Source organism: Ahrensia kielensis DSM 5890 (assembly GCF_000374465.1).
Lineage (GTDB): Bacteria > Pseudomonadota > Alphaproteobacteria > Rhizobiales > Rhizobiaceae > Ahrensia > Ahrensia kielensis.
This window is the reverse complement of record NZ_KB894530.1, coordinates 265,346-279,263: the sequence shown is the minus strand read 5'-3', so window position 1 is coordinate 279,263 and position 13,918 is coordinate 265,346. Positions and strand designations below refer to the sequence as shown.

11 protein-coding genes and 1 pseudogene are annotated in these 13,918 nt (G+C 45.1%); 5 read left to right on the top strand and 7 right to left on the bottom strand.

Annotated features, from left to right (window positions below; genetic code table 11):
- From C504_RS18850 to C504_RS0110700, 4 genes are all read right to left on the bottom strand, one after another.
- Window positions 1-1,907: sensor domain-containing phosphodiesterase (locus C504_RS18850; RefSeq protein WP_018689339.1), on the bottom strand; the 1,907-nt coding region annotated here is incomplete at its 3' end.
- Window positions 1,908-2,087: 180 nt separating this feature from the next.
- Window positions 2,088-3,044, bottom strand: coding sequence for an HlyD family secretion protein (locus C504_RS0110710; RefSeq protein WP_169385111.1), 957 nt, complete (start codon window positions 3,042-3,044; stop codon window positions 2,088-2,090).
- Window positions 3,045-3,119: 75 nt separating this feature from the next.
- Window positions 3,120-4,388 (bottom strand): glycosyltransferase family 2 protein, encoded by a 1,269-nt coding sequence (locus C504_RS0110705; RefSeq protein WP_018689337.1) that lies wholly within the window; start codon window positions 4,386-4,388, stop codon window positions 3,120-3,122.
- Window positions 4,385-6,124, bottom strand: coding sequence for a TackOD1 domain-containing metal-binding protein (locus C504_RS0110700; RefSeq protein ID WP_018689336.1), 1,740 nt, complete (start codon window positions 6,122-6,124; stop codon window positions 4,385-4,387). The genes C504_RS0110705 and C504_RS0110700 overlap by 4 nt, the downstream gene beginning before the upstream one ends.
- Before the next feature lie 160 nt (window positions 6,125-6,284).
- Between C504_RS0110700 and C504_RS18845 the strand changes: the two genes are divergently transcribed.
- The 3 genes from C504_RS18845 to C504_RS0110685 are packed head-to-tail and all read left to right on the top strand — an operon-like array spanning window position 6,285 to window position 10,027.
- Window positions 6,285-6,653: an Hpt domain-containing protein gene (locus tag C504_RS18845; protein WP_169385110.1), complete on the top strand. Its 369-nt coding sequence runs from the start codon at window positions 6,285-6,287 to the stop codon at window positions 6,651-6,653.
- Between the two features lie 42 nt (window positions 6,654-6,695).
- Window positions 6,696-9,647 carry a CHASE domain-containing protein gene (locus C504_RS18345; RefSeq protein WP_018689334.1) on the top strand — a complete coding sequence of 984 codons (2,952 nt, stop codon included), beginning with the start codon at window positions 6,696-6,698 and terminating at the stop codon, window positions 9,645-9,647.
- Window positions 9,644-10,027: a response regulator gene (locus C504_RS0110685; RefSeq protein WP_018689333.1), complete on the top strand. Its 384-nt coding sequence runs from the start codon at window positions 9,644-9,646 to the stop codon at window positions 10,025-10,027. The genes C504_RS18345 and C504_RS0110685 overlap by 4 nt, the downstream gene beginning before the upstream one ends.
- A 129-nt stretch (window positions 10,028-10,156) precedes the next feature.
- Here the strand turns inward: C504_RS0110685 and C504_RS18545 are convergent.
- Window positions 10,157-10,451: pseudogene (locus tag C504_RS18545) on the bottom strand (integrase core domain-containing protein); the annotation flags it as partial.
- A gap of 18 nt (window positions 10,452-10,469) precedes the next feature.
- Window positions 10,470-10,910 (bottom strand): DUF2798 domain-containing protein, encoded by a 441-nt coding sequence (locus C504_RS0110680; protein ID WP_018689332.1) that lies wholly within the window; start codon window positions 10,908-10,910, stop codon window positions 10,470-10,472.
- Window positions 10,911-10,997: 87 nt separating this feature from the next.
- On the opposite strand from C504_RS0110680, the gene C504_RS18340 reads away from it, so the two are divergent.
- Window positions 10,998-11,411 (top strand): MarR family winged helix-turn-helix transcriptional regulator, encoded by a 414-nt coding sequence (locus C504_RS18340; RefSeq protein WP_083923167.1) that lies wholly within the window; start codon window positions 10,998-11,000, stop codon window positions 11,409-11,411.
- Window positions 11,412-11,433: 22 nt separating this feature from the next.
- On the opposite strand, the gene C504_RS0110670 is transcribed toward C504_RS18340, so the two are convergent.
- Window positions 11,434-11,679: a type 2 periplasmic-binding domain-containing protein gene (locus tag C504_RS0110670; RefSeq protein WP_169385109.1), complete on the bottom strand. Its 246-nt coding sequence runs from the start codon at window positions 11,677-11,679 to the stop codon at window positions 11,434-11,436.
- A gap of 224 nt (window positions 11,680-11,903) precedes the next feature.
- On the opposite strand from C504_RS0110670, the gene C504_RS0110665 reads away from it, so the two are divergent.
- A complete protein-coding gene (locus C504_RS0110665) occupies window positions 11,904-13,871 on the top strand; it encodes a TonB-dependent receptor domain-containing protein (protein ID WP_018689329.1) in 1,968 nt (655 codons plus the stop codon).
- The last annotated feature ends 47 nt before the right edge of the window (window positions 13,872-13,918 follow it).

Here is a 13,918-nt window from a genome sequence, read left to right as displayed (position 1 = left end):
CCAAAATCATCAAGCGCAATGATGACACCAGCCTCTGAAAGGCGCTCCAACACGTGCGTTATCTTAGAATCCGCATCGTCTAAAAATATGTTCTCTACGACTTCTATTTTCAAATGATGTGGCTGCAAATTGTTGTGCGCCAATGCTTCTAAAACACGCTCAACATAATCCATCGATTGAATACATAAAGAGGAGGCATTGATGCTTATAAAATCAATATCGAGCCCTTTACTTTTCCATTCTGCAAAATCACGGAGCGCAATATCCAAAATAGTTTCATCGACAGCTAAAGCGCTTTTGGGCTCAAACAGAGCATGCCAAAATTTTGCTGGGCCAACGATTGAACCATCCTTATTTTGAATGCGGGCAAGCGCCTCTACGCCTTTTATTCGCTGCGAGCTTAAATCGAATATTGGCTGATAATGCGGAAGCAATCTTCCCTCATGAATTGCCTCTTTCACCAATTCAAATGCTTGTCGTTTTTCTTCAAAAGCTTCGGTTAAGCTTGGATTATAGGTTTCGCAAACACCGCGGCCAGTCTGTTTTGCATGATATAATGCCAGATCGGCCTGCTGCTGAAATTCTTCGCAGGATTGCGTTTCTTGGTATGTTAGAGAAATGCCGATCGACGCACCAACACTAATCTCATGCCCCTCATAGGGCACGGGTAAATTGATCACTTCAATCAATTCAGAAGCCAAATCTTCAGGTTTCAGCATTTCATTTTGCACACCCATAAGGACTGCAAATTCATCCCCGCCAAGGCGTGCGCAGAATGCATTCTCAGGAATGGTATCTTCAATACGCTTGGCGATTGAACAGAGGATCTTGTCACCCGCCAAATGACCAAAGCTATCATTGATATCTTTGAACCCATCGAGATCGATCAAAAGCATTTTGAAATTGCAGTCGACGTCATCGCTTGATCTTTCAGCCAAACTATCAAGTTTATGCTGGAACGCGAAACGATTGGCGATACCGGTCAAAGTATCAATATGCGCAGCATCCCATAGCCTCTTGGCATTTTCATGCTCGTCAGTGATATCCTTTATTGTGCCTATCAGACACCGATCACCGGCTTCACTATGTTCAAGCTCCGCCATCATTAATACGCGGCGTTTATTCCCAAGTGCCGTGATGAAATCACATTCTAATTCGTAAGGTATGCCATCATTAAGGCAGTCATTGAATTTTTTGTGTATGCGTTCGTGTTCATACGAGGGATTAAATGACAATACCCTCTCCAAGCTGATGGATTCTGTTGGTGACAATTGATGTATTTCATAGGTTTGTGGCGACCACTTTATTTCCTGTGTTCTGGTATCAAATGCCCAAGCACCAATTTTAGATATACGTTCCGTTTGAGAAAGAAGCTTACCGCGTTGACGAGCATCCATTTCGAGCTTTTTTGCTTCATTCGCGGCTTGATGGGCGCGCACTAGCGCAGCAGCGATATTGGCTAGTTTTTTAAGCTGAGTAATCTGTGCGTCGCTGGCAGTGCGCGGTTTTGTATCAGTAACGCCTATCGCCGCAATATTGGTTTTACCGTCCAATGAAATGGGCACACCTGCGTAAAATCGAATATGGGGTTCACCAGTAACAAGAGGATTCTCATTGAATCGCTCATCCTTAGTTGTGTCATTAACAACCAAAACCTCATTTTGAAGAATTGTATACTTACTAAAAGAGGATTCACGACGCATTTGATCTATATCTAATCCAAGACGCGCTTTAAACCATTGAAAATCATCCCCAATAAAGGCAACCACTGACATAGGAGCATTAAAGATAGAGGATGCGAGTTCAGTAATTGCATCAAACTCGGGAGTCGAACCCGTATTCATGATACCGGTCGCTTTCAGCGCTTCAAGTCGCTTTAACTCATTCGTCGGGTATGGATAAGCCATTTATGGACCTTAGCTATCTAGGTTTAACGATAAAGCAAAAAGCCGACCACCGTTTTTCGATTTAGATTTATCCTAAAAGCAGGAACCTTGATATTTGTTTAAATTGTAATTTTGCCGGTGTTGACATCGAACACCGCTAGGTAAGGTGTTCATGTTTAGCAGCACAATTTGAAGTTTATCCTATAGTTCTTTTAACCAAGCATATGCTTGATGAACAATATTAGGGCGTGTCACTCGAACATTAGCCGCAGTTGGAAAAAGGGAAGGTTCTTCAAACTCCACGCGTGCTAATTGGCGCGTTTGATCTGGCCTAAATGCCTGCTGAAATTCTGGCGGGACAGACTGCGAAACAGGCAATATTTCAGATATGTAGCCAACGGCACTTTGACGACCGTTTGCAATTTCCACCTTCATCCCCGCATCAAGTTGAAACCAGTAATTCGTTGGTAAATATACCAGCACATATGCGTCACCAGATATGACCGATAGCATTGAATCGCCCGCGCGAAAGACTTCACCAACGGAGGGCACAATTTCGCCAACCTGCCCAGATTTTGACGCACTAACAATGCCGTTAGCATAATACTCTTCAAGGTTGCTCAATGCCTCCAATGAATGTGCGCGCGCCTGTGCTATAGCTTCAATTTCTGCCACTAAGCTTTCCTTCTCTGAGCTTAGGCGAACAAATTCAGTTTGAGCTGTATAGGCAACCGCTGTCACCTCTTCCAAGCGTTGTGAAGAGACAATACTTTTTGCTTTAAGATCTTGAAGCTCTTGAACCATGCGCGACGTTTCATTCATTCGCTTGTCAGCCAATGGCAGAATCTCGCCCACAATATTAGCGCGGGAGCGCAATGCAGCTTCCCGCTCAACCAGTTCAGCATTGCGCGAGGCATAATCCGCAATACGCTCAAGAATTTCAATAGACCCGACCTTCAAAAGCGTTTGTCCAGCGCTAACACCTTGTCCGCGACGCACAGCAACTTCTTCCACTCTGATGGTGGATGTCGCCTCTACGAGCGCCCTCTCCCTTAGGACGAGTCCGTCAGCGCGCAGAAACAACATGTCCCCCCAGATGTAATTACCAAGTGCCACGGCAAGAAGTGCCAAGAGCACTAAATAAACTCGCCGTCCCATCGTACCTGCAGCGCGGCGGGGTTGATTTACCGAGGTGTCCGATCTCGGGCGTTGTCTTAATTTGCGCATGTCTATTTATCCCCGTACATCGTGTACTTTATCGGGCACATAAGTGTCCCGATATGACGCCCTGAAAATCCATTCCTGTAGATATGCTAACAGTCGAACAAACCGCATATATACGCCATTGAAAACCGTATATCCGACCAGAAATGGAATAAGCTCGTAACTGCGATTTTTCGGTGTTGCGTAAGCCGCCATTAAGAATGTAGCTACATCAAGGACCAGCAGTCCAAGCTGAGCTGAGAGCAAAATCACAAACGCAAAGCTGCCATAAAGTGAGAACATCCAAAGAATGTAAAAAGGCAACATAGCGGCCGATATCACATTAAAGAATAAAAATTCCAATTCATGGACCAGCTCTTTAATAGAGAAATATGGGCTAAACGGATTGAGAAAATAGCGGTGCTTGCGATAGCGCAAACGCACCGCATCACGCTCCCAGCGAAAACGCTGTTTTACAAAACTATTTAAGGTCTCGGGAACATCCGTGTAGCAGATCGCGTCTTCGACAAAGCGAATACGCCCGCCATTACGGCGAAGCCGAAGGGTGAGATCCAAGTCTTCCCCACCCCCTGCATCAAGCCCGCCAACGGCTTGATAAGCGTCGTTACGAAAAGCACCAAAAGCGCCGGAAACGCATGATACTTGATTCAAACGATCAGCAGCTTGTTTGCCAAGTGATATCGTAACGAGATATTCTATTGCTTGAAATGTGCTGACGAGCGACGCACGTTCGTTGCGTACCAAAATATTACCGGAGACAGCTACCACTTCAGGGTCAGCAAACGGTTTAATAACATTCAGAATTGCATCGCGATCAAAAGAGCAATCACAATCAATATTGATGACGATATCGCCGCTTGCCCATCGAGCAGCCATGTTCGAGCCAGCTGACTTGCCAGATCGTAGATCCGTGCTGTGCGCCTGCGTGATAAGCCCACGGCGTAATAAATCGCCCAATTTAGACGCCATCTTATCGGTAGAGCCATCGCTTACCACAATGATTTCATCTGGAATGCGGCTTTGCTCATACAATCCCATGACGCAACGCTCAATCGCAGTTTCCTCACTGTGACCCGCAATAATTATGCTGACCTTACCGGGGAACGGTTTGCCGTCGCGCTCATCTTGAGACTTTTCGCGTGGTACCAAAATAACGACTAAAAACGCCAAAAAATAGCGCGGCACCTCAAAGATGAATACAAACCAATATAATGCCAGCAAACTGGCAAAACTTTGAGCCGTTAAATAATCCAGCGCTTCACCAAAATAGCTGGTCATGCAGAAAAGTCCGCAGGTCCAAACAACTGATACTCCGGCGCCAAATCAATTTTGATCGCGCCTTCTGCAAATCTTGATGCCTCTTCCAGTAGTAATTTTGCTTTATCAGGTTCCAAATTGCCGACCAGAACAAAATCATACGTCGAACCACGGAACGTTTTCTTGTCAATCGATATGGCTTGACCTAACGCCTCGAAGAAAACGCGGCGCGCTTGTGAAACATGGCGTGTGCCATGCTCGGTAATAACCGATGCCTCATTTTTATAAGTTATATAACAAAGGCTAAATGGAACTTTATGTTCATTATAGGCGCGTGCCAACTTGTTCAAATAGATCACGAGTTCAAGCGGCAGGTCTGCAAAACGTAAGGCCTTTTCGCTGATGCCGATTTGGGTAGTACCCGCTCGAAGATAACGTTCGCCTGCTTCAGTCAGCGTCGCTGAAAAAACATCTACTGTTTCAATAGTGTCACCATCAGTTCGATGACTACAATCGCAACATACAAATCCTACAAATGGCTCAGATGTAGCGGATTTACAGCCGCCACAAACCACCATTTGGCCTGGCCGATCATAATCCCGTCCGAAATGCTTCAAAGTGTGTCGGCACTTTGGGCAAACCAAATCCTGCCCTTGAGTGAAATCACTTTCAGGCCCCTGATAAGCGCACTGAAAGTGGTGGATGTATGACTCATCATTCAGCTGTGTTGATTGGCAACTCGGGCACTCTTCGCGAACATTGAAACGAGATGATAAACATTGAGCGCATTCATGAAACCTATCAAAAAAGGTAGGTGACAAATGAGCGTTTGCTGATATTTGCTTTATAAGCCCCATCAATTCTCGGGTTTCAATTGGCACCGGAAAATCAACCAGACTTTTATCGGCTCCTGAGTAAACCGGCGTAAGTGTTTTGCCAGTGACCCACATTCGCCCAAGCAATTTATCGGCAAAATCTGACGACTGAGCAACATCACTGTACATTTGCATTCGGCGCTCAAAAAAGCTCTGTACGATGTCTGATACTCGCTTAACGTCGCTCATGCGTAATGCTGTGCCATCAATGTCTGCGCAGGAACCTAATGAACCAGTGGCATCAATAACCGGCAGAAGATGAGCACCTGGCACAGTCCAAACTTGCGAAAAACTTGAGGCATCTGTCACAAGTAATGCATCGTAATCATCCACTTTGACTGAGGCGGATGAACGTAAATCTTCCGGCCAACGCAAAAAGCGCATATTCAGGCTTTCCAATGTGGCAATTAGAAAATCTGGAATTTGTGTCAGCTCGACTCGGGACGTGTCATCCGCATTACTTTTTTTAGCTTCATCTACTTCAGCAGTTTCAACGAGCGTACAAACGGCATCAATATCTAACGGCTTTGGCATCAACCGGTCAAAAACAGTGGTAACGGATCGGTCTCTCAATAAGGACTTCATGTCGCCCGTTATCGCGACAAAGTACGGCCGTGCACCGTCAGACACTTTTTGAGTATATTGTGTAACGAGCTCGATACCCGTCATATCAGGCAGGTGATAATCCACGAGCGCAACGTCATATTTATTGGTTTTTAACGCTTCAAGAGCCGCTTTGCCCTCAGAAAAAATATCAACACTATGTCCGCCTTGGCTTAGCACCAATTGGATGAGATCTTGCGTGACCGAACTGTCTTCGACCAGCAGGACGCGCTTGGCCGCTATTAGTTCCGGACTAAAATCAATCGCAAAGTTACTCATTACACAGACCTGCTACGCTTTGGTTTCTAACGGCACATGGATGTTCCGAAAGCTTCACACAGCGTCCGACAATAAGTTAAAATTTCCCTTAACGATTATGCGATTTCTTACACTCTCTAAAATAATCTTTTTCTTAAACTTTTTCATACACACTGCTCGCATGCAGCAAAAAGATGACCTCAAAGCAAAACTGTTTTTATTAGTAGAGAAACATTGTGCGACAATTAGATCGGAAGCACAGGCAATAAATTCGCTTATGCACTCAGCGGAAAATGGCCAGAATTCTGATAGTTTTCAAAAAATATTCTTTTTAACGCATAAGTTAAAAGGGAGCAGCGGCACGATGGGCTTTATGCAAGTAAGCCATATTGCTGAGCAGCTAGAAGATCAATTAAAGGGTTATATTGACGCTAAAAAATTACCTTTAGCGCAAGAATATGCACGGCTTCAGTCACTCAACCATGAACTGCAAAAAAGCGTCGCCTGCACTCACCCAAATCAATCAGCCCTGCTCGATCGCTATCGATAAATTAAACACTCAACAGTGCATCTAAATTAACAAGGGCAATTCATGCCAAAAAAGATCATCTCTGAACGTGCCCTGCCCAGACTTTTGCTGCGCATGCTTGCCATTATGATAATACCGGCATCACTGACATACTATGCTTGGCATGTGGCAACCGAAAACCTAGCTCAAGCATCTCAAGCAAAATTTGAAACAATGGCGTTGGAAAGCGAAAGAGCACTGCGCCATAGAATGGATTCCTACCATCAGGCACTGTTGGGGGGGCGCGGCTTAGTCGAAAGTGCTGGCAGCGTGAGCCATGATGAGTGGAAAGCTTACGTAAATGCGCTGGATGTGGCGACTAACTTTCCGGGTATCAACGGTATCGGCATAATTGAAGATGTTCAAAAAGACAGCATAAAAGAATACATACAAAAAGAATTATTAAATAATAACAGACGCTTAAACATTCACCCTGACGTTTCTCACAACAATTACTACATCATCCGATACATTGAGCCGGAAAGTATAAACCTACCTGCGATCGGACTTAACATCGCATTTGAAAAAAATCGCACGGAAGCAGCTGACAGAGCAAGAGACAGCGGCAAAGCTGCCATCACCAAACGTATTTTATTGGTACAGGACGCTCAACAGACGCCCGGTTTTTTACTACTGGCACCCATATACAACCCTTCCATGCCCATAAATACAGCTGAGCAACGCCAAAAGGCTTTTTTAAGTTGGGTTTATGCCCCCTTTATTGGCAAAAACTTTATGAATGATCTTACTGAAAGTCAGGGCACCACACTCAATTTGGAAGTACATGATGGCGCTGATGACTCTGAAGATAGCTTAATTTATAAAAACAGCACCGATAGTGCAGCTTCCACCCCGCTCTTTACCATCACAAAAGAGCTGCAAATTATGCAGCGAACTTGGTTGATCAAATGGTCAAGCACAGCGTCTTTTGAATCACAAACAAGCAATAATGAACCATTACTCATCGCAGTCACTGGCTCTTTCTTTACGCTACTTTGCGGTATTTTTGTCGTAACGAGTTCTATTCGAAATCAGGGTGAGGTAGTCCTACATCGCAACCGTTTTTTACCTGCGATTGGCTTTTGCTTTATATCGGTTGCGACTCTTTTTGTTTACAACATCATTCTCCAAACAGAAAATGAATTGATATCTAAAGACGTAAAGCGAGAAGCAGAGGTATTCAGACAAGTAATCAGCTCAAACGTTAACAATCGAATTGAAGCGCTATCCCGTATGGCGGATCGATGGACAACTGCTGAGGGCTCTAAGAGGCAATACTGGCAACGCGATGCTCAAAACTTAATTACAGATCACCCTGGTCTCAAAGTGGTCGAATGGGTAGATCCTAATTATCAAGTTCAATGGGTGGAGCCTTTATTAGGCAACGAGCGCGTAGTTGGATTAAATATTCTATTCAATGAAGAGCGCCAGAAAGCATTGGAAGGAGCCGCAGCGCACGATAAAGTGACGCTGACGCCACCGCTAGATTTAGTCCAAGGTTACAAAGCTTTCATCTCATATTTCCCCGTGAGAAAAAATGGTGAATTTGATGGTTTCATTGCAGGTATATTGAGCATCGAGGAGTTAATGCGTGATGTGCTGCAAGGAAGTAACACTTCACAATTCGCAATCACTCTCTCATACGATGGAGCCCCCTTTTATCATTCCAATAAAACTGGCTCCACTGAAACAAAATTGTTTTTTTCAGAGATCATAGAGTTACATGACAAACAGTGGTCTTTATCTGTAACACCTAGCGCAAGCTACTTAAGCCAAACGCAATTTATCTTGCCTGAAACGACGCTTATTATTGGATTTGTTTTATCGTTGCTAATTGCACAGCTTATTTTCACAACGCAGACGGCTCAGCAAAAAACCGCACTCGTTCAAGAAAAAGAAAATTTACTAGCAACCTTCGTTCGCCACACCCCTGCTGCGGTTGCCATGTTTGATACCGATGTGCGCTATTTGGCTATGAGCAGTCGATGGCAGAAAGACTACGGTCTGCAGGACAAAAATGTAATTGGAAAAAGTCACTATGAGGTTTTTCCAGAAATTCCTATCCACCAATCCCATTGGCTCGTTCTTCATAAGCGAGCTATTCTGGGTGAAGTCATCATATCTGAAGAAGAGCCATTTTTACGAGAAGATGGTGCCATAGATTGGATTCGGTATGAACTTCATCCATGGAGTCAGGGTGACGGTTCCCCCGGTGGACTAATCATGTTTACCGAAAATATTACTGAACGAAAAAAGATGGATTCTATGAAAGACGAATTTATCTCTACCGTTAATCACGAGCTGCGCACCCCTATCACGTCCATCATGGGCGCTCTAGGTTTGTTGCGTGCCAAAAATCATAAACAATTGGACCCCAAAAGTGAAAAATTGCTTGGCCTTGCTTATGAAAACAGTGAGCGGCTCTCCTATCTTGTCAACGATATTCTCGATACAGAAAAAATCGCAGCCGGAAAGATGAATTACGATCTCAAGGAAACAGAAATGGTTTCTCTTGTCGTTGATATTGTCGAACAAAACAGCAGTTATGCAGAGCGTCACAGCGTAAAATTTGTGACCAAAAATTTGGTCTCAGCAGCCTATTGTAACGTAGATGCACACCGCTTCAATCAAGCTCTAACAAACCTTCTATCTAATGCGGCAAAATTCTCTCCCACAGGAGAAGACGTTGAAATAAGGATTGAGATAACTGCAGAGGATATGTTGCATATTTCTGTGACAGATAATGGGCCAGGGATAAGCAAAACATTCCACAGCAAAATATTTGACAAGTTTTCCCAAGAAGACGGGTCATCGACCCGCACAAAGGGGGGGACTGGCCTTGGTCTCAACATCACCAAAACCATCATCGAGGCTTTTGCTGGTGAGGTTAGCTTCGTTAGCACTGTTGGAAAAGGCAGTACATTTAGCTTTCACATACCAACAATTAGGGTCGATCGAATAAAGGACATCGCATGAGTAATACATTGCAAAAAATCCTATATGTAGAAGACGATGAAAGCATAGCCGAAATCGTGAAGATGTCGTTGGAAGATATTGGTGACTTTGAAGTTCTCCATTGCTTTTCAGGTATTACCGCTTTGAAAGAAGTAGAAAACTTTTCCCCTCAGCTTGTGTTGATGGATGTTATGATGCCTGACATGGATGGGCCAGAAACGATGCTGCGAATGAAAGCTATGCCTAGCGTTGCGGACATACCCATAATTTTTATGACAGCTCGCGCCCAAGTGCAGGAACAAAAACAATATATGGATCTCGGCGCCATCGGAGTGATTGTGAAACCTTTTGACCCCATCACCCTTTGCGATCGGATAAGAGACATGTGGGAAAAAAGCTAAATCAGCAAATCCATCAAGATAAGAATATTGCCATCACATTGACGAATTCTTTCATGCCAAAGCCACCATGTTCTTGAGTTGCTCCCCAACTTTGGACCACCCGGATGGAGTACTTTCCAGGGTTAGTGCTCAAGCGTGAATTGGTTCGTTTGAGCGATTTATAAGCGATATCGGCGGCTTATTGCCGATTGCGCTGTGTGGCCGAACATTATTGTAGTCTACACGCCAAGTCTCCAGTTTTTCGCGGGCGTCGTCAAGGCTCATAAGCCAGTGCGTATTCAGGCACTCCTCCCTGAAGCTGCCGTTGAATGACTCGATATACGCGTTATCAGTCGGTTTTCCTCCCTCTCAGCGGCGCTTCGCTTGCCTGCTGGGCAACAGGTCTTGAGAAGTCGAGGGTTACGTCGTTGTGATACACCCAAAGCAAAAGAAGATGATTACTTTAGGCGCTAAGTATTTTATCTAAGCGAGGTTTGATGAAAATCGTCATCGCGGTGCTCATCAGGACAGCCACAGGCAATGCGGCTAAAAGAACGCTTGCCCAATACGCGCCAAACCCGTCTGCCCAACCATGTAATTGGAAAGTTGTAACGCTAGCCATCACGCTTTCCATAACCAAAGCCATAATTGCCCCTAGTAGAATTTTCTGTGTTCCTGCCGTTATATTCGGTAACAGCAAGTTGATTATTTTGCTGATGAGATACATCAGTGCAAAGCCGCAAGGTGCGACCACTAACGCTGCTTGCATCCAAACAGGCAACCAAGCATCCATAAAACGTTGTCCATCAGGCAGTCCAGCATAAGTCATAACGGCAGTCATAAGACCTGACATCGCAATGATTATCGCAGCTAATAAGGCTATTTTGGTGATCGTTTTGTTCATCTTGTTTATTCGCCTACACTCATTTAGGTTGATTTAGTCAACTAAAATATAAGGTAGACAAAGTCAACTAAATAATAGGTCAAAAGAATGGACACGACTTCAGAACTCTCGCAATTGATGAATCATTTTGTGCGTCGCATGAAAATTGGTATGCAACAGCGAGTTAAAGAGATTGCCCCTGAAGGTTTTGGGCCGCAGGGAGCCATGGTCCTTAAAATTATCTCCGATGCGCAGCCACTACCAATAAACGCTTTGGTTAGCGAACTAGCCCGCGACAAATCTCAAGTGACGCGGATGGTATCCGAACTTGAACGTCACGGCTTAATCGTTCGGAGCCTTGATGCAAATGATGCGCGGGTGCGCTTGTTAAGCTTAACCGAAGATGGACAAAAATTGACGACATCGCTTACCGCCGCCATGGCAGATGTGATTGGCGATATTCTTGCCCCATTGTCGACAGGTGAACAGACACAACTTGCCACGCTAATGCGTAAGATTTGAGCCGCAGCGGTTACTTACTGAATTACAACAGAAGCTCGGATCGGTGTTCAACAAAATGCTCGATCAGTCGGCGGGTCAGCGCTTTTTGCGGACCTATGTCAGGCCATACTGCGTAAACGCCCAATATTGGCAGGCTCCATTTTGGCAAAACATGCACCAATTGACCTTGTGCTAATTCTTTCTTAATCTCGCCAAGCGGCAAGTACAAAAGCAGAACCCGTGATTGGCCTTTCATAGACCGAAGAGTGCGCAAAAAACTCGGGATCAACACGCTTCTCTTTGTGTTTAGCACGGCTCACCAACAGCGGATGTTAGACGCAGTTATGAGATGCGCTCAGCTGCTCTCACATTCGAGCCTTATCCAAAGTTATTAAACGCACTGGATAACTAAACTTAAACTTGAGTTTTTTTATCATGTATGCGACTTGCGGCCTCAAGGAAGCCAGACCCACACCGGTCAAGCCACCAGTTTAATCAAAATTTGGGGGCTACATGTCTAAATCAATTCTGTTTCTGGCCAGTACTGTCAGTATTTTTTCACTTGTTTCCTACGCGCAGGCACAAGACGCTGTTGAACTAAACCGGATCGTCATTGGCACAGAAGCGAATGACGACAATAGCGTTGAGGTCACCGATGAAGACATCGTGCGCATCAACCCTACAGACCTTCAGGATTTATTTGCTGCCGAACCAACAATTGCAGTAGGCAGCTCCCTACCCGTCTCACAGAAATTATACGTCAACGGCGTTGAGGAAACCAATCTATCCGTTTCAATTGACGGAAGCCGTCAGAACAATAAAATTTTCCACCACAATGCAACAACACTGATTGACCCATCGCTGCTAAAAGCAGTGAGCATTGATCCAGGTGTTGCGCCTGCCGACGCTGGCCCTGGCGCACTTGCAGGCTCTATTCAATATGAAACAAAAGATGTGGATGATCTTTTGCCGGATGGTAAAATGTTCGGCGGCTTTACCATTGGTGAGTACAGCACCAATGGCGATGTGTTCACAACCAGCAACGCACTTTACGCACGTAAAGACGGTTTTGAAGCGCTCGGTTTCATCAAATACGCCAAAGGCGATTGGCAGCAAGACGGCGACGGCAATGAGATTTTAGGTTCTGGAACGAAGTTGCTAAGCGGCCTTGGTAAAATCGCTTATCAATCAGAAATCGGCCACCGAATTGAATTGTCTTATGAGCGCGTGGGCGATGATGAAGCGCGTCCTTATCGCGCCAATATTGGTTTTGTAGCGCCACCACCGCCACCTCGCCCAGCGCCGCCACTAACACGCAACTATGATCTCACACGTCAGAATGTGGCTCTAACATATACCAATGAAAATCCGGTCGGCTTGTGGGATCCAACAATCCAGTTAGCTTACAGCATTACTAATCTGGCAGCTATAGATGACAATACAGCAGGTTTCGGTCAGACAGATAGTTTTAACGGCAAAGTGGAAAATAGATTTGGACTAGATAATGGCTCGATAACTGCCGGCGTGGACTTCTTTGCTGATAGTGCAAATCTGACCTATGAAAACTTCTCCAACAGCGCACTCAATGTAGACGGCAAAGAAAAAGCTTCCAACATCGGTATATATGCGCAAGCTCGGCTTGATATTACAGATCGCTTTCGCACCTCATTCGGCGCACGTGCAGATTTTCAACGTATCGAAGGCGTAACTGGATTTACCGATAACACTTCAGGCCTATCTGCCAATTTATCGGGTGAGTTCGATGTCACAGATTATTTGACAGCAAGCGCTGGCGCTTCACATGTGTTCGGCGGCATTCCACTTGCAGAGAATTTCATATTGAACCCGACATGGGATTATTCAAGCGGCTTTAAAGCCGTCACATCCAACAATGTTTTTGCTGGATTGAATGCCCGTTTTGGCAACTTTAATGTCAGCGGAAAGGTTTTCCATACTGCAATCAATGACGCGCGAACACCGAATTATTATGGTGGCCCCGCATTGACAAAAGATATGACGTCGACCGGCTTCGAAGTAGGACTGGGTTATGATTGGGGCAATGGTTTTGCGCGTGTTGGCTACGCCAATATTGATACTAAAATTGATGGCGATCCATCTGACTCTTACACTGGCAACTACCTAACAACACCTATCGGCCAAATCTTCACACTTGAGACAGCCCACACATTTGCTGATTACGGTGTTACGATTGGTGGCAGTGGACAAATTGTGCTGGAAGAAACCGACAACTTTGGCGGTAGCACAACGGAAACGACCTTGGCTGGCTACGAGGTATTCAACGCCTTTGTTGAATACACGCCGCTCAATTATGAAAACCTGACACTTCGCGCTGCAGTCAACAATATCTTTGATGAAACCTATGCTTCTCGCGCCACTTATGGCCAGGAATTCCTAGGCGAAGTTACACCGCTCAATGAGCCAGGCCGTTCATTTAAATTATCACTTAAAGCCAAGTTCTAAACCAAGCCATTGAAAGGACGGCATCTGCGAGCAGAGCCGGAGATAGC